The sequence below is a fragment of the Mycobacterium gastri genome (assembly GCF_002102175.1).
GTDB classification, from domain to species: Bacteria; Actinomycetota; Actinomycetes; order Mycobacteriales; family Mycobacteriaceae; genus Mycobacterium; species Mycobacterium gastri.
In genome coordinates this window covers 1-20,955 of sequence record NZ_LQOX01000126.1, presented here as the reverse complement: position 1 = coordinate 20,955, position 20,955 = coordinate 1, and the positions used below count along the sequence as shown (strand labels likewise).

At 67.0% G+C, this 20,955-nt stretch carries 25 protein-coding genes and 1 pseudogene; 9 read left to right on the top strand and 17 right to left on the bottom strand.

The window, feature by feature from the left end; translation table 11 throughout:
- Positions 1–8 precede the first annotated feature (8 nt).
- The gene (locus tag AWC07_RS19420; protein WP_036419886.1) at positions 9–581 is read right to left on the bottom strand and encodes an ATP adenylyltransferase; all 573 of its coding nucleotides are present in this window, start codon (positions 579–581) and stop codon (positions 9–11) included.
- The gene (gene thrS / locus AWC07_RS19415; protein ID WP_036419895.1) at positions 574–2,703 is read right to left on the bottom strand and encodes a threonine--tRNA ligase; all 2,130 of its coding nucleotides are present in this window, start codon (positions 2,701–2,703) and stop codon (positions 574–576) included. The genes AWC07_RS19420 and thrS overlap by 8 nt, the downstream gene beginning before the upstream one ends.
- 140 nt (positions 2,704–2,843) lie before the next feature.
- Between thrS and AWC07_RS19410 the strand changes: the two genes are divergently transcribed.
- Positions 2,844–4,442: an MmgE/PrpD family protein gene (locus AWC07_RS19410; RefSeq protein WP_167380109.1), complete on the top strand. Its 1,599-nt coding sequence runs from the start codon at positions 2,844–2,846 to the stop codon at positions 4,440–4,442.
- On the opposite strand, the gene AWC07_RS19405 is transcribed toward AWC07_RS19410, so the two are convergent.
- From AWC07_RS19405 to AWC07_RS19400, 3 genes are all read right to left on the bottom strand, one after another.
- Positions 4,439–5,062, bottom strand: coding sequence for a PaaI family thioesterase (locus AWC07_RS19405; protein ID WP_139829791.1), 624 nt, complete (start codon positions 5,060–5,062; stop codon positions 4,439–4,441). The genes AWC07_RS19410 and AWC07_RS19405 overlap by 4 nt on opposite strands.
- Before the next feature lie 134 nt (positions 5,063–5,196).
- The gene (locus AWC07_RS28935) at positions 5,197–5,331 is read right to left on the bottom strand and encodes a hypothetical protein (protein WP_279628908.1); all 135 of its coding nucleotides are present in this window, start codon (positions 5,329–5,331) and stop codon (positions 5,197–5,199) included.
- A gap of 141 nt (positions 5,332–5,472) precedes the next feature.
- Positions 5,473–6,354 carry an aldo/keto reductase gene (locus tag AWC07_RS19400; RefSeq protein WP_036419888.1) on the bottom strand — a complete coding sequence of 294 codons (882 nt, stop codon included), beginning with the start codon at positions 6,352–6,354 and terminating at the stop codon, positions 5,473–5,475.
- Positions 6,355–6,411: 57 nt separating this feature from the next.
- Between AWC07_RS19400 and AWC07_RS19395 the strand changes: the two genes are divergently transcribed.
- Positions 6,412–6,915: a DUF1990 family protein gene (locus tag AWC07_RS19395; protein WP_036419889.1), complete on the top strand. Its 504-nt coding sequence runs from the start codon at positions 6,412–6,414 to the stop codon at positions 6,913–6,915.
- 9 nt (positions 6,916–6,924) lie between these two features.
- On the opposite strand, the gene AWC07_RS19390 is transcribed toward AWC07_RS19395, so the two are convergent.
- On the bottom strand, positions 6,925–7,377 hold the full coding sequence (locus tag AWC07_RS19390) for an Rv2617c family stress response/phage resistance protein (RefSeq protein ID WP_036419890.1): 453 nt from the start codon (positions 7,375–7,377) through the stop codon (positions 6,925–6,927).
- Positions 7,378–7,464: 87 nt separating this feature from the next.
- Here AWC07_RS19390 and AWC07_RS19385 point away from each other — a divergent pair, with 87 nt between their 5' ends.
- Positions 7,465–8,157 carry a helix-turn-helix transcriptional regulator gene (locus tag AWC07_RS19385; RefSeq protein ID WP_036419891.1) on the top strand — a complete coding sequence of 231 codons (693 nt, stop codon included), beginning with the start codon at positions 7,465–7,467 and terminating at the stop codon, positions 8,155–8,157.
- Between the two features lie 13 nt (positions 8,158–8,170).
- Here the strand turns inward: AWC07_RS19385 and AWC07_RS19380 are convergent, their stop codons facing one another.
- Genes AWC07_RS19380 through fdxA form a run of 5 tightly spaced genes read right to left on the bottom strand, consistent with a single transcriptional unit; the run spans position 8,171 to position 10,914 of the window.
- A complete protein-coding gene (locus tag AWC07_RS19380; protein ID WP_036419892.1) occupies positions 8,171–9,118 on the bottom strand; it encodes an NAD(P)H-dependent flavin oxidoreductase in 948 nt (315 codons plus the stop codon).
- 2 nt (positions 9,119–9,120) lie between these two features.
- Positions 9,121–9,465, bottom strand: coding sequence for a cupin domain-containing protein (locus tag AWC07_RS19375; protein ID WP_036419893.1), 345 nt, complete (start codon positions 9,463–9,465; stop codon positions 9,121–9,123).
- 12 nt (positions 9,466–9,477) lie between these two features.
- The gene (locus tag AWC07_RS19370; RefSeq protein ID WP_036419894.1) at positions 9,478–9,903 is read right to left on the bottom strand and encodes a hypothetical protein; all 426 of its coding nucleotides are present in this window, start codon (positions 9,901–9,903) and stop codon (positions 9,478–9,480) included.
- Positions 9,900–10,565 (bottom strand): helix-turn-helix transcriptional regulator, encoded by a 666-nt coding sequence (locus tag AWC07_RS19365; protein WP_139829790.1) that lies wholly within the window; start codon positions 10,563–10,565, stop codon positions 9,900–9,902. Before AWC07_RS19365 ends, AWC07_RS19370 begins: the two co-directional genes overlap by 4 nt.
- Entirely contained in the window at positions 10,558–10,914 is a 357-nt protein-coding gene (fdxA, locus tag AWC07_RS19360; RefSeq protein WP_036413097.1) for a ferredoxin, read from the bottom strand. The genes AWC07_RS19365 and fdxA overlap by 8 nt, the downstream gene beginning before the upstream one ends.
- 55 nt (positions 10,915–10,969) lie before the next feature.
- On the opposite strand from fdxA, the gene AWC07_RS19355 reads away from it, so the two are divergent.
- The 3 genes from AWC07_RS19355 (at position 10,970) to AWC07_RS19345 (ending at position 13,404) form a co-directional block, all read left to right on the top strand.
- Complete coding sequence (locus AWC07_RS19355; RefSeq protein ID WP_036413095.1) at positions 10,970–11,566, top strand: DUF2249 domain-containing protein; 597 nt, start codon at positions 10,970–10,972, stop codon at positions 11,564–11,566.
- Positions 11,566–12,399, top strand: a complete 834-nt coding sequence (locus tag AWC07_RS19350; protein WP_036413093.1) for a class I SAM-dependent methyltransferase — start codon at positions 11,566–11,568, stop codon at positions 12,397–12,399. The genes AWC07_RS19355 and AWC07_RS19350 overlap by 1 nt, the downstream gene beginning before the upstream one ends.
- Before the next feature lie 111 nt (positions 12,400–12,510).
- Positions 12,511–13,404 (top strand): universal stress protein, encoded by an 894-nt coding sequence (locus AWC07_RS19345; protein WP_036413091.1) that lies wholly within the window; start codon positions 12,511–12,513, stop codon positions 13,402–13,404.
- Between the two features lie 36 nt (positions 13,405–13,440).
- Here the strand turns inward: AWC07_RS19345 and AWC07_RS28930 are convergent.
- The 4 genes and pseudogenes from AWC07_RS28930 to AWC07_RS19330 form a co-directional block, all read right to left on the bottom strand.
- Positions 13,441–13,572, bottom strand: a pseudogene (locus tag AWC07_RS28930) (hypothetical protein); the annotation flags it as partial.
- Between the two features lie 52 nt (positions 13,573–13,624).
- On the bottom strand, positions 13,625–14,419 hold the full coding sequence (locus AWC07_RS19340) for a universal stress protein (RefSeq protein ID WP_036413089.1): 795 nt from the start codon (positions 14,417–14,419) through the stop codon (positions 13,625–13,627).
- 26 nt (positions 14,420–14,445) lie between these two features.
- The gene (locus tag AWC07_RS19335; protein ID WP_036413087.1) at positions 14,446–15,597 is read right to left on the bottom strand and encodes a site-2 protease family protein; all 1,152 of its coding nucleotides are present in this window, start codon (positions 15,595–15,597) and stop codon (positions 14,446–14,448) included.
- 49 nt (positions 15,598–15,646) lie between these two features.
- Positions 15,647–16,078 carry a CBS domain-containing protein gene (locus AWC07_RS19330; protein ID WP_036413086.1) on the bottom strand — a complete coding sequence of 144 codons (432 nt, stop codon included), beginning with the start codon at positions 16,076–16,078 and terminating at the stop codon, positions 15,647–15,649.
- Positions 16,079–16,315: 237 nt separating this feature from the next.
- Here AWC07_RS19330 and AWC07_RS19325 point away from each other — a divergent pair, with 237 nt between their 5' ends.
- A complete protein-coding gene (locus AWC07_RS19325; RefSeq protein WP_139829792.1) occupies positions 16,316–16,747 on the top strand; it encodes an Hsp20/alpha crystallin family protein in 432 nt (143 codons plus the stop codon).
- A gap of 48 nt (positions 16,748–16,795) precedes the next feature.
- Here AWC07_RS19325 and AWC07_RS19320 read toward each other — a convergent pair whose 3' ends face one another.
- Positions 16,796–17,452 (bottom strand): hypothetical protein, encoded by a 657-nt coding sequence (locus AWC07_RS19320; RefSeq protein ID WP_036413083.1) that lies wholly within the window; start codon positions 17,450–17,452, stop codon positions 16,796–16,798.
- A gap of 208 nt (positions 17,453–17,660) precedes the next feature.
- Between AWC07_RS19320 and AWC07_RS19315 the strand changes: the two genes are divergently transcribed.
- Together AWC07_RS19315 and AWC07_RS19310 are read left to right on the top strand one after the other, a co-directional pair.
- Positions 17,661–17,906, top strand: coding sequence for a hypothetical protein (locus AWC07_RS19315; RefSeq protein WP_244187641.1), 246 nt, complete (start codon positions 17,661–17,663; stop codon positions 17,904–17,906).
- A gap of 145 nt (positions 17,907–18,051) precedes the next feature.
- Positions 18,052–19,467: a WS/DGAT/MGAT family O-acyltransferase gene (locus AWC07_RS19310; RefSeq protein WP_167380108.1), complete on the top strand. Its 1,416-nt coding sequence runs from the start codon at positions 18,052–18,054 to the stop codon at positions 19,465–19,467.
- A 515-nt stretch (positions 19,468–19,982) separates the two neighbouring features.
- On the opposite strand, the gene AWC07_RS19300 is transcribed toward AWC07_RS19310, so the two are convergent.
- Entirely contained in the window at positions 19,983–20,810 is an 828-nt protein-coding gene (locus AWC07_RS19300) for a slipin family protein (RefSeq protein ID WP_244187642.1), read from the bottom strand.
- Between the last annotated feature and the right edge of the window lie 145 nt (positions 20,811–20,955).

Below are 20,955 nucleotides of genomic sequence, written 5' to 3'. Positions count from 1 at the left end.
CCCGCCGCTCACGGTTGCCTGACCCATTCGGTGGCCAGCAGCCGGCGGGTGTCGCGCAGCAACTGCGGAATCACCTTGGAGCCGCCGATGATGGTGATGAAGTTCGCGTCGCCGCCCCACCGCGGTACCACGTGCACGTGCAGATGCTCGGCCAGCGAGCCGCCCGCAGAGGTCCCCAGGTTCAGGCCGACGTTGAAGCCGTGTGGCCGGGACACCTTCTTGATGACGCGAATCGCCTTCTGGGTGAACGCCATCAGCTCCGCGCTCTCCCGCTCGGTCAGGTCCTCGAGCTCCGAAACACGCCGGTAGGGCACCACCATCAGGTGCCCAGGGTTGTACGGATAGAGGTTGAGCACGGCGTAGACGAGTTCGCCGCGGGCCACCACCAGACCTTCCTCGTCGGACAGCAGCGGGATTTCGGTGAACGGCTGCGAGCGCTCCGACTCGGGGCGCTTCATCGGCGCTTCGGCGAGGTAGTTCATCCGGTAGGGCGTCCACAGCCGCTCCAGGTGGTCGCGCTGGCCGACGCCCCGATCCAAGATCGTGCTGTCCTCTCGGTCAGCGTGCTGCTCGTCACCCACAGCTGCCAACTCTCACCAGTTCAGCTGTCGGAGCGGCGTTTTCGCGAGTCGCGAGCCAATCCACGATCGCCGCCACCGCCGCGTCCCGCGGCACGCCGTTGAGCTGAGTGCGGTCGCCGAACCGGAAGCTGACCGCGCCGGCCTGCACGTCGCGGTCGCCGGCCAGCAGCATGAACGGAACCTTCTGGTTGGTGTGGTGCACGATCTTCTTGGCCATCCGGTCGTCGCTGCCGTCCACCTCGACCCGTACCCCGTGCGACTTCAGCTGTGCCGCAACATCTTCCAGGTAACTGACGTGCTCGTCTGCGACCGGGATGCCGACCACCTGAACCGGCGCCAGCCACGCCGGGAACGCCCCCGCGTAGTGCTCGGTAAGGATGCCGAAGAACCGCTCGATCGACCCGAACAACGCGCGGTGGATCATGACGGGGCGGTCCCGCGCACCATCGCTGGCGGTGTACTCCAGCTCGAAGCGCTCCGGGAAGTTGAAGTCGAGCTGGATCGTCGACATCTGCCAGGTTCGCCCCAGCGCGTCCTTGACCTGCACCGAGATCTTGGGCCCGTAGAACGCCGCGCCGCCGGGATCCGGCACCAGATCCAGACCGGATTCGGCACCGACCTCGGCCAGCACGTTGGTGGCTTCCTCCCAGACCTCGTCGGAGCCGACGAACTTGTCCGGGTCTTTGGTGGACAGCTCTAGATAGAAGTCGGTCAAGCCGTAGTCGCCGAGCAGGTCGAGGATGAACCGCAGCAGCGAGCGCAACTCGTCGCGCATCTGGTCGCGGGTGCAGAAGATGTGGGCGTCGTCCATGGTCAATCCCCGCACCCGGGTCAACCCGTGCACCACGCCGGACTTCTCGTAGCGGTACACCGTGCCGAATTCGAAGAGCCGCAACGGCAATTCGCGATAGGACCGTCCGCGCGCCCGGAAGATCAGGCAGTGCATCGGGCAGTTCATCGGCTTGAGGTAGTAGTCCTGGCCGGGTTTGCGCACCGAGCCGTCCGCGTTGTACTCCGCGTCGATGTGCATCGGCGGGAACATGCCGTCGGCATACCAGTCCAGGTGTCCGGAGGTGTGGAACAGCTGGGCCTTGGTGATGTGCGGGCTGTTGACGAATTGGTAGCCGGCCTCGGTGTGCTTTCGCCGCGAGTAGTCCTCCAGCTCGCGGCGCACGATACCGCCCTTGGGGTGGAAAACCGCTAAGCCGGAGCCGATTTCGTCGGGAAAGCTGAACAGGTCGAGCTCCACCCCCAGCTTGCGGTGGTCGCGTCGCTGCGCCTCTTCGATGAGCTCCAGATGCCGGTCGAGCGCCTCCTGCGATTCCCACGCGGTGCCGTAAATCCGTTGCAGGCTGGCGTTTTTCTGGTCACCCCGCCAGTAGGCCGCCGAACTGCGGGTCAGCTTGAAGGCCGGGATGTGTTTGGTGGTCGGGATGTGCGGTCCGCGGCACAGGTCGCCCCAAACCCGTTGCCGGGTGCGGGGATTGAGGTTGTCGTAAGCAGTGAGCTCGTCATTACTACCTGGGGGGCCGACCTCCATGACGGCTGGGTCCCCGGACTTGTCGTCGACGAGTTCCAGCTTGTAGGGCTCATCCGCCAGCTCCGCGCGGGCCTGGTCCTTGGACTCATAGACCCGGCGGTCGAATAGCTGTCCTTCCTTGACGATCTGGCGCATCCGTTTTTCCAGGGCCGCCAAGTCCTCGGGCGTAAACGGCTCGGCCACGTCGAAGTCGTAGTAGAAGCCGTCAGTGATGGGCGGGCCGATGCCCAGTTTGGCTTGCGGGAACATCCCCTGCACGGCCTGAGCCAGGACATGGGCGGTCGAATGCCGGATGACACTGCGGCCTTCCTCGGTGTTGGCCGGCACCGGCGTGACCTCGACGTCGACCTCGGGCACCCAGCCCAGGTCGCGCAGCTTGCCCTCGGCGTCGCGCACCACCACGATCGCGTCGGGTGCACCGCGCCTGGGCAACCCCGCCTCGTTGACCGCGGCGGCCGCGGTGGTCCCGGCCGGAACCCGGATCGGGGCGTGCGGCGCTCCCGACGGCCGCGAACCCGGTGCGGCCGGGTGCGCCGCGTCGCCGCCGTCGGCTCCGGGGGCGGGGTGTGCGGGGGCGCTCATCGGGTTGGTCTCCAAGGCTTGGACATGTTCGATGCGTGTCAGGACGATCGCGACCATGCTATCGGTGCGCCCGACTACCAGCCCAAGCCGATCCGCGACCTCGATTGACCCATCAAACGATGCGCGCCTACCGTGCGACCGTGGTGACGACCATCGAACGGTTGGCAGGCTGGGCCGCTGACCTTCGTCTCGACGACGTCCCGGACGCGGTGGTCGACCTCTGCCGCGCCCAACGCCGATCCGTGTTCGCGGCCATGGCCGCCTCGACCGGCGACGTCGCATCCCAGCGGGTGCTCGCGGGCGTCGAAACCTGGGCCGGCGAAGGCCCCGTTTTGGTGCCAGGGCTGCCCCGCTCGGTTGCCGTCGACGCTGCCCTGTATGCGGCGGCCGCGCTGTCGATCGCGCTCGATTTCGACGACTATGTGTGCTTCGCTCACGCCGGCCACTCCGCCGTGCTGGTGCCGGTATTGCTGGCCGCGGAGGCCGGCGCGTCGGCGGCCGAGCAACTGGCCGCCCAGGTCGCCGCCGGCGAACTCGAGGCCCGGTTGGGCGGCGCCTGCCTGCTCGGACCGCTCAATGGTCAGCTGTGGTCGTTCGTGCACGCCGCCGGATCGGCCGTGGCCGCAGGCCGCCTGCTCGGGCTCGACGCCGGCCGGCTGGCGCATGCCCTGGCCCTCGCCCTTTACCAAGCTCCGCGCGCCACCGTGCCGGGGTTCATGGCACCCGACTCGAAGTTGCTGACGGCGGCCGAGCCGACTCTGGCCGGGATGCGGGCCGCCCGACTCGCCGCCCACGGCGTCACCGGTCCACTGGATGCCCTGGACCATCCGCAAGGCTTCTTCGATGCGTTCTGCTACGCGCCGCTGCCCGCGCTTCTCGGCGGGCTCGGCTCCGGATGGGCGACTCGGACGATGAGCATCAAGCGCTACCCGGGCTGCGCCTATGTCGATACGACCGTCGATGCGCTGCTTGAACTCGGGCCGCCGCCGGCCGCCGACGTCATGTCGGTGGTCGTCGAGGCCGGCGTGCTGACGTGCGGAATGGATGCCATGTCGCACGGCTACGCGGCTGTGCGTATGCCCACACCGGTGACCATCAACTTCTCGATCCCGTGGACCGTGGCGGTGACGCTCGTCGCCGGCCGGCTCACGCCCGTCGAGGTCAACGAGAAATGGCTGGCAACCCACCACCGCGAGCTCGCCGATTTGGCCGACCGGGTGTCGTTGCGCCACGACTGGTCCCTCACCCTGCGCACGGCCGAGGCGTTGGCACCGCTGCTTCCGGTGCGCGCGATCACGGCCGGCACGCCAACCCGCCGGCTGCTCGCCGCCGTTCGACGAACCCGCCTCGGGCACAAGGGTATTCGCGTCGGCGTCGGCGACGGCATGGATCTGCTCCGCGCCTTGCTGCGCGCCCTGCGAGAGGGCGGGATCAGTGCCGCCGGCCGCGCCGCGACGGGACAGCCGTGGGCGCCGGCGGCACTCGACGCGTTCACGATGACCTTCCCGGCCCGCGTGCGGGTGAGGTTGCGCGACGGCCGCGAGCTGGTGGCCGAAAGCGATGTTCCCCAGGGCGGGGCCGGGAACGTGAGAACCGGTCCGGATATGGTCAGCCGCGAGAAACTCGCCGCTTGTGGGCCTGCGGTGTGGGGCTTGCGGGGGACCGAGGACATCAGTGAGGCGATCGACTCCGACGCCGCCGGCTTGTGGCGCCTGCTGGGAACTAAGGCTGGGAACTAGGGCTGCCCAGGCTTGAGCCGCACAAACAACGCGTCGGCCTCGGTCAGCACGGTGTCGCCGTCGGTCAACCGGCCGGAGACGAAGATCTTGCGCCCGTCGACACGGTCGACTCCCGCGTCGACCTGCAACTTTTTTTCGATGGGCACGATGTTGCGGTAGTTGATCGTGAGGTAGGCCGTGCGTTGCCGGGTGCTGCCGGTAAGCACCGACGCCGTCAAACCCAGGACCGTGTCGAACAGCAACCCGAGCGCCCCACCGTGCACGGCGCCGTTGCGGCCCAGGTGAAATCGGGCGAATCGGGCCCAGCCCTCGATCCTGCCGGCGTCTGTCTTACGCGCCGACATCGGCACCGTCAGAATGTTGCCGCGCACGAACAGGTCCATCCGCCGGCCCGACGGCGAGTGCCATTCGTCGGTATCGAACGGCGTCAGCAGCGCCGACACCTTCTCCAGCAGGTCGGCGGCCTCGGTGATCACGTCGTCGGGCGCGTCGGCGGCCCGGGCATGGTCTTGCAGCTTGCGCACCGCCTCGATGAACCGGCCGTAGTCGGGCCCGCCCTTGGTGGTCGGTTCCGGGGGATTGAATCCTCCGCCCGGGTGTCGGTGATGGTGACCTGCCACCACCACACCGTATTAAATTTAGGTCGCCCCAAGGTACGCGCCGGCCCGCGTAAGGATGAGGCCACCGCCGAATGCGCATCGCCGGCCAGACAGGCCGTCAGCACCGATGCTGCCGTCGGCGCCATCGGCTCCGTTCAGGGACGTGCCCGTCCCACCCGTACCGCCGGTCCCCAGCCCGCCGTCCCCGGCCCACCGGCGCCGCCGATGCCGGCAATACCGCCGTCACCGCCGTTGCCGAACAGCAGCCCCAGCCTCCGCTGATTCGGCACAATTTTGGGTTGGGGACGCTACGCCGAAAGTCCTGACCTCAACTCGATTTCTCAAACGTTCCAACAAGATAAACAGAATTCGGTCGTCGACTGCGGTCTCGATTTCGCTCGCTTACCGCCGAATGCCGTGGGCAGCCCGAGTCAGGCGTTCTGCTCCCCGATGGCGGCCAGCAGCTCGAATTCGTCGTCGCTCAGCGCGATCTCGGCCGCGGCGACGTTCTCCTCCAGATGCGCCACGTTCGAGGTGCCCGGAATCGGCAACATCACCGGTGAGCGTTTCAGCAACCAGGCCAGCGCCAGCTGCGACGGTGTCGCGTGATGCTCGGCCGCGATCTGCCGCAGCGGGCCATCGGGGGCGGCCAGCGGACCCGACGCCAGCGGGAACCATGGAATGAAGCCGACGCCTTGCCGGGTGGCAAAGTCCACGAGTGGTTCGGCGCCCCGCGAGGCCAGGTTGTACATGTTCTGCACCGACACGATGTCGGTGATCTGCCGGGCCGCCTTCAGTTGGTCCACGTCGATCTCGGACAGCCCGATATGGCGGATCTTGCCTTCGTTCTTCAAGGCGAGCAGTTCGCCGACTTGATCTTCCAGCGGAAGGTGGCGGTCGATGCGATGCAGCTGAAACAGGTCAATGGTGTCGACGCCCAGACGCCGCAGGCTCATCTCGCACTCCTGGCGCAGATAGCTCGGGTTACCCAGCGGAATCCACACCCCCGGCCCTGTCCGCAGCAACCCGGCCTTGGTGGCGATCACCAGCCCGGAGTAGGGATGCAGCGCCTCGCAGATGATCTCCTCGGACACGTAGGGGCCGTAGGAATCGGCGGTGTCGATGAAATTCACGCCCAATTCGACGGCGCGTCGCAACACCCGGACGCATTCGGCGCGGTCGGCTGGTGGTCCCCACACGCCCTCACCGGTCAGGCGCATCGCACCGAACCCGAGCCGGTTGACCGCCAAGTCACCCCCGAGGGTGAATGTTCCGGACGCTGCTGCCAAAGGTTTCGAGGTTTGTGTGGTCACTATTCCGACCGTACGCCGCCGACCCGGCGGCTCGGCGTGGCGTGGCAAGCTGGGTGTGTGGACCTGGACGCGCTGGCCGGCCTTCAGCTGACCTATCCCGAAGTGGGCGCGACCGCGGCCGCGCAGCTGCCCCCGGGCTACGGTCATCTCAGCATGTCGGCCCAGATCGGTTCTGGCCGTGCGCGTTTCGAGCAGGCCGCCGACGCCGTCATGCGCTGGGGCATGCAGCGCGGCGCCGGCCTGGGCGTTGCGGCCAGTTCCGACGTCGCGGTGGTTTCGGCGATCGTGGTGGTCAAGATGATGGGTCTGCTGCGCGCGCCCTGCCGCGTCGTGTACGTCGTCGACGAACCCGACACCCGCGGATTCGCCTACGGCACGCTGCCGGGTCACCCGGAGTCCGGAGAGGAACGGTTCGCCGTGCGCTACGACGCGAACACCTCCGCGGTATACGCGGAGGTGTCGGCGTTCTCCCGGCCCGCGACCTGGTGGAGCAAGCTGGGCGGCCCGTTCGTTTCGGTGGCCCAGCCCATCATGGCCAAGCGCTACCTGCGCGGGGTGTGACCGGGGCGGTCAATGGCGCCGGATGCTGCCCACGGTGCCCCGGTGCGCGCCCTCGGCCAGCCGGGCCAGGGCCACAGCACCGACCAGCAAACCGAAGTCACGCAGCGCGACGTCGTAGAACCCCGGACCGGTGACCAGGTCGAGGATGATCCCGGCCAGCCAGGCGGCCACCACCCAGGCGCCGAAGCGCGGCACCACCGCCACCAACACACCGGCAGCGATCTCGATCACGCCCACCAGGTACATGCACTGGTCGGCGGTACCGGGAACCAGGTTGTCGATCCAACCCGCCAGGTACATGCTCCAGTGATGCGGGTGGGTCAGCAGATTGAAGAACTTGTCCAACCCGAACGCGATGGGTGCCACCGTGAACACGGTTCGAAGCAGCAGGTACGCCGAGTAGGCCGGGTCCTTCAACTGGCCGGCGAGGGCCGGCGCGGCGCCGGCTTGTCTGATACTCATGACCCCTCCATTTCTATAGGATAATATTTTGTACGTTAGAACGTGTAAACTGTAGCGTCAAGTGTTTTGTCTCTTAGAAATAGACGGATGACGGGCTCACTCGAACGCAACGCCGCCGGGATCGGGGCACTGGCCGACCCGGTGCGCCATCGGCTCTACGACTACGTGTGCTCACAACCGGGGCCGGTGAGCCGCGACCAGGCGGCCGACGCCCTGGGAATCGCCCACCACCAGGCCAAATTCCACCTCGACCGACTCACCGCCGAGGGCCTGCTGGAGACCGACTACGCGCGCGTGACGGGCCGCTCCGGCCCCGGCGCGGGGCGGACCGCCAAGCTGTACCGCAGGGCTCGGCGCGATATCGCGGTCAGCCTTCCGCAGCGGGAGTACGAGCTGGCGGGACGACTGATGGCCGCGGCCATCGCCCGGTCGGCCACCACCGGCGAACCCGCTGTCGAGGTGCTCAACCAGGTCGCCCACGACTACGGCCAGACGATCGGCAACGGCGTCGCCAAGCCCGCGGATGCCGCGGCGGCGCTCGAGGTGGTGTTGCGGGTACTGCGCCGGCACGGCTACGAACCCCGCCGCACCGATGGCGAAGTCGAGCTGGCGAACTGCCCGTTCCATGCGCTGGCCCAGGAGCAGACGGAGCTGGCCTGCACCATGAACCACGCGCTGATCACCGGGGTGGCCGACGCCCTGGCGCCGCACGGCCCCGACGCCCGGCTGGACCCCGGGCCGCAAAGGTGTTGCGTCGTGCTCACGCGCGCCGCTGAGTAGCCGGCCGACCAGCCTATGACCCCCAGCGACCGAGCAAACGCTCCGCACCCGAGCACATCCGCCCGATAACCTCGGCCACCGACGCGTCGTCACCGATCATCCCCACACCCTGCCCCGCATCGACCGGGGCCACCCGCAGCTCTTCGGCGGCGACCGCGTCGGCCAACCGCGCCCGGGCATCCGGGTCAGCGGCCAGCTCGTCCTCGCGGCCCGTCCATCGCGCCACGAAGTCATTGGCCAACACCCGCGAAGGGTAGCGCTCCGGCCAGGGCAGGCCGGCGGCGACGTCGTAGACCCGGCTGACCCGGGTGTCGGTTTCCCGCGCCGCGATCAGGGCCCGACGGCTGGCCTCTCCGGTCAGCGCCTCGGGGCAGGCCGCCAGGCGAGTGCCCACCCATGCTCCGCTGGCGCCGGCGGCCAGCACCGCGGCCAGGCTTCGCGGTGAGGCCACCCCACCGCCGGCCAGCACCGGCACCGACACGGCTTCCAGAACGGCGTCCAGCAACGGCAGCGTGCCCAGTCGCATCTCGCCGTGGCCGCCCCCCTCGGCGCCGCGCGCGACCACGATGTCCACCCCGGCATCGACCGCGCGACGAGCTCCGGCACTGTCGTAAACCTGTGTGGCCGTGACGATTCCGGCGTCGTGCGCTTTGGCTACCCAGGACCAGTCGGTACCGAAGCTGACCGACAACAGCGCCGGCCGCGCGGCCAGCGCATCCTCCAGTAGGCCAACCTCACCGCGCATCACCCAGTCGACCAGCCCGATCCCGAACCTGCCGGTAACCTGCCGCAGCTGTTCGGCCAGCGACGCCCTGGTCGCGGTGCTGCCCATGCCGATCATGCCCAGGCCGCCGGCGGCGGTGACCGCGGCGGCCAATCGACCGCCGGCCACCCCGCCCATGGGCGCGTTGACGATGGGCACTCGCAGGCCGAAGCCCCGGGACCAGGGTGTGGAGAGCACGCCTAGTGCGCGCCGGGCTGGTCTTTCAGCACGGTCAGCATGACCACTGAATCCTCGACCGCGTGCAGGCCGTGCCGGGTACGGGGAATCGCGACGTAGTCGCCGACCTTGCCTTCCCAGCTGTCGTCGGCGGTGGTGAGCCGCACGTGGCCCTGCAGCACCTGCAGCGTCGCCTCCCCCGGGCTGTCGTGTTCGGACAGGTCGTGATCGGCAAGCAGCGCCAGCACGGTCTGCCGCAGTTCATGGGTGTGCCCGCCGTGGATGGTGTGGGCAGCCCGTCCACTGTGGGACTGTTTCGCCTCGGCCAGCTTTTCAGCGGCCAGCGCGGTCAGCGAAATGGATTCCATGGGTGAGTCCTTTCAGCCGTTCAGTAGCAGTATCCCTGCCACCACCAGGGCGACCACCTTGACCACTTCAAAACCGACGTATACATAGTGGGCCCGGGAGCGCGGCCCCTCCTGCCCGGCCAGCACCCGGTCGGAACGGCGGGTCAGGCGGGGACGGACCGCGATCAGCTGCAGCGCCAGCGCGGCCACCGCTACTCCGAGCGCCACACTGATGCGCACCGGCGTCGGGCCGGCCACCACCAGGGCCAGCAGGACGAGCGCGAATCCGACCTCGACGGTGTTGAGTGCGCGAAAGACCAGGCGGCCGATACCGAGGCCGATCTGCAGCGTGACATTGGGCGCCCGGAACTTTAGGGGGGCTTCCAGAAACGAGATGGCCAGCACCATGCCGAGCCACAGGAAGGTGATGGCAACCTCGATCGCCGGTCCGGTGCTCACCTGGCGGCTCCTTTCAACGAGAGGTGGGCCAGACACAGGTCCGGTTCGGCGAACGCGTCGAGCCGCTCGACGCTGACCGGTGCCGCCCATGTTTCCAGAGCCCCTTGCATGAGCCCGAGATGGATCGGACACACGACGCCGGATCGGGTTTCGGCGAGTTCCAGAAACGGGCAGTGGCGCAGACCCAGCTGTTGCTGCCCGTCGGATATCCGGCGCTCGGGCGCGAACCCCAGCTGGTCGAGCACGCTTACCAGGTGGTCGATCGACTTCTCGGCGCTGCTGCGCGCTTCCGGCGCTTCCAGTCGTCGCCCCCAGGCGCGTCCGGCGGCCAGCGCCTTGGCGCTGGAATCAGGTTCGGCGGCAAGCCCGTTGGAGAGGATCTCGGCGAGGAGCCGATAGTGCCGGGTACCGCCGCGATCCATCTGCCGGACCGCGGAGTACATCTGCGGCGGCCGTCCCGGACCGCGCGGGCCGGACTCGACGCGCTGCACCTGGCCGTCGGCGACCAGGGCGTCGAGGTGGAATCGGACGGTGTTGGGGTGTACTTCCAGCGCGTCGGCAATCGCAACGATGCTCAGCGGGACGCGTGATGCCCGTAATACCCGCAGGACCGCGCGACGGCGTCCCGTCGGCTCCAGGACTGGTCTGGCGATATCACTCACCTCCGGAATCGTCGGCTCTGGGCTCGGCGGCCACCAGGGGAGTATCAACCCCTAGCGGCCCAATCTTGGCAGCCCCGCCCGGCGAACCCAGCGGTTCGTCCCGACTCGGCAGGGTTTCGGTGAAGAACGCCGCATTGTCGGCCCGGTAGGGTTCCAGCTCGGCCGGCAGGTCGTCCTCGTAGTAAATGGCCTCCACCGGGCATACGGGCTCACACGCGCCGCAGTCCACGCATTCGTCCGGGTGGATGTAGAGCGCCCGGCCCCCCTCGTAGATGCAATCGACCGGGCACTCCTCCACACAGGCGCGGTCCATCACGTCGATGCATGGCTTTCCGATCACGTACGTCATGCGCTAGAGTTTACACACGTTCACTTGTAAAAACTAGCACACGATGGGAACGTCTATGGCCGACAACAAACTTGACGTCCGGCAGCTACGTAAGCCGGACAAGCATCCGACGATCTTTGCCACCTACGCCGCACTGCCCGCCGGCGGGTCGTTCGTTCTGGTCAACAACCACGACCCCAAGCATCTGCGCGCCGAGTTCGACACCGAACACCCCGGCAGCTACGGCTGGGAATACATCGAAAAGGGACCCGCGGTGTGGCACATCCGGATCAGCAAGCTGACCACCACCCCGCTACCGCGAATCCTGGCCGATACCAAGGACTACGCCGCACCGACCGACGTCACCGGAGCAGTGTGGAAGTTGGAGGTCCGGGAGCGTGATCTGGACTCCAACATCGTCGCCCTGCCTCCCGACGGCGGAATCGGCATGCATACTGGACCCGATCTCGACGTCTTGATCCATGTCTTGTCTGGCAGCGGCCGGCTGAGCACCGAGGAGGGCACCATCAACCTGCATCCGGGCGCGCTGCTGTGGCTGCCACGACGCTCGCGCCGGCAGTTCGCTGCCGGCCCAGACGGTTTGCGCTACCTCACCGTGCATCAGCGGCGTCCGGCGCTTCTCCTGGAACCTGCTGTGCCCCAGGGTATTTGATGGCCGGCAGGCCAGGCGATTCCGGGCGGCCACTGCCTCAGTCGAGCCGGGACGAGGATCACCTGCAGGGGCACTGGCTGTTGGCGCGGCTGGGCAAACGAGTGCTTCGGCCCGGCGGCGTCGAGCTGACCCGAACCCTGCTGGCCCGCGCCGACGTCAGCGACGCCGACGTGCTCGAGCTGGCTCCGGGCCTGGGCCGTACCGCCGCCGAAATACTGGTCCGGCACCCGCGGTCCTACGTCGGCGCCGAAGGCGACCCGGATGCCGCCAACCTGGTTCGCGGGGTGCTGCACGATCACGGAAACCGGGGCGACGTGCTGGTCACCGACGCCTCCGATACCGGATTACCCGATGCCAGCGTCGATGTCGTGATCGGCGAGGCGATGTTGACCATGCAGGGGGATACGGCCAAGCACGCGATCGTTGCCGAGGCGGCGCGGGTGCTGCGCCCACGGGGCCGCTACGCCATTCACGAGCTGGCCCTGACTCCCGACGACGTGCCCGACGACATCAGCACCGAGGTCAGGCAGTCGCTGGCACGGGCGATCAAGGTCAACGCGCGTCCGCTCACCATTGCGGAATGGTCGCAGCTGCTGGCCGGACACGGCCTGGTCGTGGAGCACGTCGCGACCGCCCCGATGGCCCTGTTGCAGCCGCGGCGGCTGATCGCCGACGAAGGCCTGTTCGGTGCGCTGCGCTTTGCCAAGAACGTGCTCACCCAGCCGGCCGCGCGCAAGCGAGTGCTCATGATGCGCAACACATTCCGCAAGCACCGAGAGCGGTTAGCCGCCGTGGCCATCGTCGCCTCCAAACCGGCGGTACCGGGCATCTGATCGCGCCGATTGCGGGACTTATGCCCTCATGCTGGTGACAAACGGCTCTGACCCGGCCGGGCCGCCGTCGATAGCGTCCATAGCGGCGAATCGGCACACGAAGGACGAGTCATGTCATCGCGCAACGCACCCCTGGGAATTGTCGTCGGCATCGACGAGTCACCGTCCGCCCGGCTGGCGGTGCAGTGGGCAGCCCGCGACGCCGAGCTGCGCAACATTCCACTGACGCTCGTGCACGCCGTATCACCTGAAGTGTCGACCCTGCTGAAAATGCCGATGCCGGCAGGTCTGGCGCGATGGCAGCAGGATCGTGGACGCCGGCTGGTCGACGAGGCGCTCAAGGTCGTCGACGAAGCTGCTCGCGGTGGAGGTCCCGCGGGCGTCCACACCGAAATCTTGGGCTCGGCTGCAGTTCCGACGTTGGTCGACCTGTCCAAAGACGCGGAAATGGTGGTCACCGGTTGTCTGGGCAGCCGACGATGGCCCGGCCGGCTGCTCGGTTCGGTCAGTTCCGCTGTGCTGCGCTACGCGCACTGTCCGGTCGTGATCGTCCACGACGACGACCCGTCGGTGCCGCAACGCGATCAAGCGCCGGTGCTGGTCGGCATCGACGGCTCGGCGGCCTCCGAACTGGCTACCGCGTTCGCATTCGACGAGGCGGCACGCCGGCGCGTCGGGTTGGTTGCCCTGCACGCATGGAGCGACATCGATATCTCGGAGTGGCCCGGAATCGATTGGCCGGCAACACAATCGATGGCCGAGCAGGTGCTGGCCGAGCGCTTGGCGGGTTGGCAGGAACAGTATCCCGATGTGGCGGTAACCCGTATTGCCGTGCAGGATCAGCCGGCGCGCCAGCTGGTCGACCGGTCCGGACAAGCCCAGCTGGTGGTGGTCGGCAGCCGGGGCCGCGGCGGATTCGCCGGAATGTCGGTGGGGTCGGTCGGTGAAGCGGTCGCGCAGCTGGCACAGGTACCGGTGATCGTTGCGCGCGAATCCCCGGCCTAGAACGGCCTAGAACGGCTTAGAACCGGTTGACCAATTTCAAGCACGCGGAATCAGATGCAGTACGTCCCCGACGGCGCCGCTCAGCACAGACAGTACCGTCACAGTCGGCTGACCCAGGAAAAAGTTCAGGCCCGGATTTATGGACGGAAGATGTGGGTAGGTGTTCGGCGTATAGGACTGGGTACCGATATCAATCCGGCCGGAGTGGGCCCCTGAGCGTTCAGTCGCGGACCACCAGCACCGAGCATTCGGCGTGCCGGAAAACGGGATGCCCCGACGGTCCAACCAGCCGCGCCAGCTGACCGGCCTCGGCCGCTCCGATCACGGCGAGCAGTACCCGCTCGTGGTGCTCGGCCACGAAGCGAGCAATGCCCGTTTTGGTGGTGATCGGGTAGACCCGCACGTCAGGATGGCGCTGGTGCCAGTCCTGCACCCGGCGTTCGAAGTCCCCGTCCGGGGTTTCGGTGAGCTCCTCCGGCCGCCCGCCCAGCGCGAGTATGGGTGCTTGCCGCAGCGTCGCTTCCCGGGCCGCATGCTCGACGACCACGTCGGTGTCGGGTGCGTCGGTCATGCGCACCACGATCCAGTTGATATCCGACGGCGGCTGGTCCGCGTCCGAGCGGATGACCGCGACCGGGCAGTGCGCTTTTTCGGCGAGCTCGGTTGCCGTCGAACCCAGGATCGAGCGAGCGTAGCGCCACATCCCGGTGGATCCGACACAGACCAGTTCGGCATCGCGGGAGGCCTCGACGAGGACCGCGCCGGCCGGCCCGCGCGGGGTGTCGGTCTCGACCTTGACCGGTTTCCCGGTGGCCGCCACCGCGGCTTGTGCTGCCCGCAGCGAGGTTTCGGCATGCCGCAGGTCACGTTCGTAGTCTTCCGGGGAGGGATGAGTTGTCTTGATGACCGAGATCAGGCGTAGCGGCACGGCTCTGCTGATGGCCTCGTCGGTACCCCATAGTGCGGCCGTGATCGCCGCGGGCGAACCGTCGATACCGACAACGACCGGTTTCATGTCCGTCTCCTCTCGGGCAGCTGGTCTCACAGCGGGGTCGGCGGCGCCGGCTGGGGGTGCGCGAGCCGGTAGACGTCGACAAGCCGCGCGATATCGCTGGCCGTGACGATGCCGACCACCGCGCCGGCGTCGACGACCAGGGCGCGGCTTCGGGGGCCGGCCGGCGCCATCTGCTCGAGCAGCGCGCTCAGCAGCTCCTGGGGTGCCGCGGTCGGCACCTCTTGCAGTGGTATGGCAATGTCGCGCACGCTGGTGGTGCCGCGTCGGGCGGGTGCCAGCTCGCGCAGCTGCCTCAGCGTGACCAAACCCATGATCGATCCGTCCTGTTCGGCAACCGGGTAGGCCGAGTGGCGGTCGCCCAGCACATAACGCTGAATGAATTCCTCGGCGCTGATCCATCCGGGAGCGGTGTGCGGCTGGGGGGTCATCGCGTCTGCGACCCGGACGCCGGCAAAGAGCTGCCGGGTCGAAATCCGGGTTTCCTCCTCCCTGGCGGCAGCGAAGATGAACCAGCCGATGAAGGCCAACCAGACGCCGCCAACCAGGCCGCCGGCCAAAAACTCGGCCAGTCCCAACGTGATCAAAACGAGCGCGACCACGCGTCCGGCCCGCGCCGCGCCGATCCCGGCGCGCACGACGTCGCCGTGACGGCGCCAGAGATAGGCCCGGACCAGCCGGCCGCCGTCCAGCGGCGCGCCCGGCAGCAGATTGAACAGGCCCAGCAGCAGGTTGACCCCCGCCAGCCACCACGCGACGCTGACCACGAGGGGCGGGGTCCGTACGACGGCGAGCGCGACGGCCAGCGTGCCGAATGCCGCAGACAGCGCCAGGCTGGTGGCCGGGCCCGCGAACGCGATCCGGAACGCAGCCTTGGGTGTCTTGGCTTCACCGCCCAGCGTGGTCACTCCGCCGAACAGCCACAGCGTCACGTTCCCCACGGGTACGCCCGCGCGGCGAGCGACGATGGCGTGCGCGAGTTCATGGGCCAGCAGCGAGGCCAGCAGGAGCACTGCCCCACCCGCGCCGGCGAGCCAATAGGCCACGGGCGCATAGCCTTTGACGGCGCCCGGCAACGTCGTGGCCAGACTCCAGGTGAACAACCACAGGATGACCAGCACACTCCAGTGGACCTTCACCGAAAACCCGGCGATCCGTCCCAGCGGGATCTCGTCGTGCACGTCGAATAACCTCCGAAACCGGCGGACCAGGCCCGGGCCGCCGACGTCGCTAGCTGGCGATGGCCATCGGCGCGCAGATCGCCTTGACGAACTGCGCGATGGAGTGCTCGGGCAGGTGGCGGGCGATGTCCGCTTCGGTGACGATGCCCACCAGGCGGTGCCCTTCTACGACCGGAAGACGGCGGACCTGATGCTCTTCCATGACGTTGAGCATCTCCGAGATGGTTGCGTTCACGTCGACGTAGTAAACGTGATCGTGCACCAGCTGCCCAGCGGTAGTGGTGTTCGGATCCAGCCCCGTCGCAATGCCTTTGATCACGATGTCGCGATCGGTGAGCATTCCATGGAGCCGGTCGTCGTCACCGCAGATTGGCAGCGCGCCAATGTCGTGCTCACGCATGTGTTGGGCAGCAGCACTTAACGTCTCATGCTCACCGATGCATGTCACGCCAGCGTTCATGATGTCGCGTGCGGTGGTCATCACATCCTCCTCGAGTTCGATTCACCTGCTACCGAACGTAAGGCGACGCCGCGGCGGATACTAGGGTCGTTTGACCTTCTGGTCGCGGATCAATGGCCCTGTGCGAGCCGCGAGAAGCTCGTTGCCCGTCGACGCGTCGAGTGGGGACTTCAGGCCCTACCGAGCCACCGGCTCGCATGGTCGGATGGACTGCGTCACCGTATCGGGACGATGGCACTAAGGGGCACCAAGGAGAAGATAATGACCACTCTTCCTGTGAAGCGAGAACCGCATTCGTTGTTCCCCGAGTTCTCGGATTTGTTTTCAGCGTTCCCCTCGTTCGCTGGGCTTCGGCCGATGTTCGATACCCGACTGATGCGCCTGGAAGACGAGATGGCCGAAGGTCGCTACGTAGTGCGCGCCGAGATGCCGGGCATCGACCCGGCCAAGGATGTGGATATCACGGTCCGCAACGGCCAGCTCACCATCAAAGCCGAACGCACGGAGAAAAAGGAATTCGAGGGCCGGTCGGAGTTCTCCTACGGCTCGTTCGTTCGGACAGTGTCACTACCGGAGGGCGCCGACGAGGATGACATCAAGGCCACTTACGACAAGGGCATCTTGACTGTCTCCGTGGGGGTTTCGGAACCCGCCAAGCCTGAAAAGCACATCCAGGTAGCCGCCAATTAACCGGGTGATCACGGGCCCGGGCATCATCTGCGCGGGCCCGTAACATCACTAGGCCTCAAATAAGCGAGTCGACGGCAACCGCTCAACCCGGTGCTTGATACCGAGCAGCAGTCGTCGGGTGCCCAGCGAGATCAACGGCCTGGCCAGCTCCAGGGCAAAAACTTCGCCGGGGTGGCGCAGCGCAATCCGGGCGCGGGTGAGGAGCCGGACGCGATCCTCCCAATGCGGCTGAAGGTGGAACGACCACACCGCATTCCAGCGCAGGTCCGGTCGCCTCGTATTGAGCACGAGATACTTTTCGGGCACGATTTCGGCGACCCGCATCGTCACCCCGTCCGGCAACCCCATCCAGCCTTCGGGAGCCAGCCGCACGACATCGTCCACCGCGAGCTGTTGCCATTCCGGGTGGACTCGATCGGCGTCGTCGTAGCGAAGCCCGGCCAGGTTTCTCAGTCCTTCACCACCGTAGAAGCCACCGCGGTCGTGACCCATTTGCACCAGCCATGGCCACACGGCAGCTGCCGGGGCGTCGATGTTCAGCGCTTCGGTTGTCTGGATAGCCGGGTCGCTGACCAAGGTGTCACCGGGCAGCAGCATCCGGGCTTCGTGCTTGGTGGTACCCCAGTTGCGGTAATACCGTCGCGCGGCGTACAGCACTGCCAGCGAGGCCCCGGCCCCGGCAACCCGTTTCATCATCTTGGCCATAGCGCCAGTCTGCGTCCCGCCACGGGCCGTTCACCAGGGTCTATGGTCCTCGCCGCGCAAGCCGACATCCCGGACAGGTGACTTTGGACCCTATTCCGCAACATGAGTGTGACGAAATGATGACCTGGTCCGGGTAACTTGGCTGCGGTTGTGGCTCAGCAAGGATTAGGACTGGATTAGGACGGCTATGCGTGGCGACCCACCATTATTGACCGATTCCGACGTCGATGGTCTCGCCTGGGAATTTCTGCGCTCGCGCTACGTTGACACGATCTACGCCGGCTGGTCGCCCGATCGGCGCCTGGACACCTTCCTGCGACGGCGCGGCCTCGGCCGGGTTGCCGATGACGGCGATCTGTCCAACATCGTTCTGGACCGCATCTTGAGGTACGTGGGCATCGTGCCTCGTGAGTTGTCCGACATCGCGGACGAGTCGCCGGTCCCGATTCACTGAGTCCACCGTTTCACCGGAGCGACTGGCGATAATCCGACCAGCTTGGGAAGTCCGGCACTAGTCCTTGGGGACTAACGGCACTATTGCCCCCGGCGCCGTACCGCGAATAGTGATGCCGATCGATGGGGATCGGAGGTGGCTGGCGGTGGAGCAGCTGACGACCATGGAGGCCAGTTTCTTGGAGGCAGAGGACGCCGACAGGCACGTGAGCCTGGCCATCGGCGCGCTGGCCGTCATCGACGGACCGAGCCCCGGGCGCGACGAGTTCGTCGAGGCGCTGTCGGAGCGAATGCGAACCATCCCCCGGTTGACGCAGTTGGTGCACAAGCATCCGTTGGAACTCTCCGCACCGGAATGGGTTGACGACACCAACTTCGACATCACCCACCATGTGCGGTGGGCGGCATTGCCGCGGCCCGGCGATGATGCCGCCTTGTTCCGGACCATTGCCGATCTCATGGAGCGCCGGCTCGATCGCGACCACCCCTTGTGGGAGTGCTGGGTCATCGAAGGCCTGCCGGAACGGCGGTGGGCGGCGCTGATAAAGATCCACCATTGCATCGCGGACGGGATTGCCGCGATGCGGATGTTGGCCAGCATCGCCGATACCGGTCCGGCCGCTACGTTCGCCACCGACATCCGCGCGGCCAAAGAGCCGCCGTCGTCGATCGGCAGCCCGGCCGGACTCAGCCTCAACCCGCTGAGCTGGGCCGGCGGACTGTGGCGCGCATCGATGGCCACCACCGGCGCGGCCGCGCACACCGCCAAAGGCGCAGCCGAATTCGTTGCCGGCTTACTGGCTCCCGCCGCAGACTCGTCGCTGCGCGGCTCGGTGACGAACATGCGCCGTTACAGCGCGGCGCGGGTGTCGCTCAAAGATGTCGAAACGGTGTGCGAGGTCTTCGGGGTGACACTCAACGACGTGGCACTGGCCGCCATCACCGATAGCTATCGTGCGGTCCTGCTGCATCGCGGTGAGAAGCCTCGGCGCAACTCGCTGCGCACGCTGATCCCGGTATCGGTGCGCTCGCCGGATGCCATGGACCGCACCGATATTCGCGTGTCGGCGATGCTCCCGTCGTTGCCGGTGGAGCAGGACGACCCGGTGAAGCGGTTACGGCTGGTGCACAACCGGTTGGACCGGCTGAAAGGCAGCGGTGAGCGCCAGGCGGCGAGCGCCTTTGTCGCGCTGGCCAACTTCGTGCCGTTCGTGTTGAGCGCGTGGACGGTGCGGCTGCTGGCGCGGCTGCCGCAGCGCAGCGTCGTCACGCTGGCGACCAATGTGCCCGGTCCCCGCCAGCGGCTGCAGGTGCTGGGCCGCCCGGTGGAAGAGCTGCTGCCGGTACCACCGATCGCCATGCACCTGCGCACGGTCATCGGCATGCTCACCTATGTCGACACACTGGTCTTCGGCATCACCGCCGACTACGACGCCACGCCCGACGTCGACGAACTCGCCAGCGGCATCGAACTCGGCGTCGCCCGCCTGCTGGCACGCGCCCTGGCCCGCCAACAGACCCGCGCGAAGCAACGCCGGCGGCCTTCCCGGTTGGCCACCTGAATTCCGGAGGCAGCTGTGCGTGATTTCGCTTCCCATGGCCGCCGTCGAACACCTGCACCCAGTTGAGCTGCTGCAACTGCACGTGGTCGCCTTCGGGGTCGAGGACAAGGACGCAGTAGTTGGCGAGGATCCACTGCTCCGCCATCAACCCGACAACATAGCTTTTCCCTGTCGCGGCAGGTCCGGTGACCACGATCCGGCCCTGGCTTCCGGGTACCCGGGTCGGGGTTGCGTCGTCGAATGTGCCCAATTCGGCTCCGAGGCGGCCCGAGACGAGCACAACCGCAAGGCCATCGCGCCGGGCCTGCTCGATTGCCTCCACGGTATGTGTCGCTATGTTGCCGCCCGATGTGAGCGTGCCGTCAAAGTCGAGCGCGACCGCTTTGAAAAACGTCACGGTCTTTCCAATCTGTTGCCGACGATGGGGCTGAATATGTCATCGGGATTCCCATAAAGCCCTACCGGAGAGGTAGCCGTTAACTCCCCCACATCACTGGACCTTGGCCCGGAAGCGTTTAATGCAGCGTCGGCACAGGGACGAGTTTCTCGTCGGTCAGCCCGTTGAGCTGGGTCGACTTCGAGGCGTTCGACTCGCGGGTGAGGAATCCGGTGAGTTCTCCGATCGCACTCATCAACGGGGCAGGGAACACCACGGTGGTGTTCTTTTCCACGCCGAGTTCGGCTAGGGTCTGCAGGTTTCGCAGCTGTAAGGCCAACGGGTGCTGCATCATCGTGTCCGACGCCTCGCCGAGGGCCGCGGCAGCGCGCGCTTCACCTTCTGCCGCAATGATTTTGGCTCGCTTCTCCCGCTCTGCTTCGGCCTCGCGGGCCATGGCGCGTTTCATGCTGTCTGGAAGTTGGATGTCCTTGAGTTCGACCAGGGTGACCTCGACTCCCCATTCCACGGTGGTGGTGTCGAGGATTTGGCGGATGCTGCCGTTGATCTTTTCGGTCTGGGCGAGCACCTCGTCGAGCGAGTGTTGCCCGACGACGTTGCGCAGGGTGGTCTGGGCGATCTGGTTGATGGCGGCGCTGACGTTTTCGATGACAACGACGGATTTGCGGGCATCGACGACGCGAAAGTAGGCAACCGCGGCGATGTCGACGCTGACGTTGTCGCGGGTGATGATGCCCTGCGACTGGATAGGCATGGTCACGATGCGCATCGAAACCCGCCACAGGCGGTCGATGATCGGGATGATCAATCGCAGCCCAGGTTCGCGAACCCCAATGACCCGGCCAAGTCGAAACTGCACGCCCCGCTGATACTGCTGCACCACCCTGACTGAGGCAACCGCCAGCAGCACTAGAACCGCCACAAGCCCGAACACCAACGGAACCATGACACTCTGGTTCATGAAGACCACCCCGATCCAGTTCACGGCAGCACGCAGCGACAACACATACGGCATACTAAGCCGAGCGTTAGTAAGGCGACTTAGGCGGTGATGTAAGCGAGGTGAGGGTCGGCGAAGAATCCGCGGATCG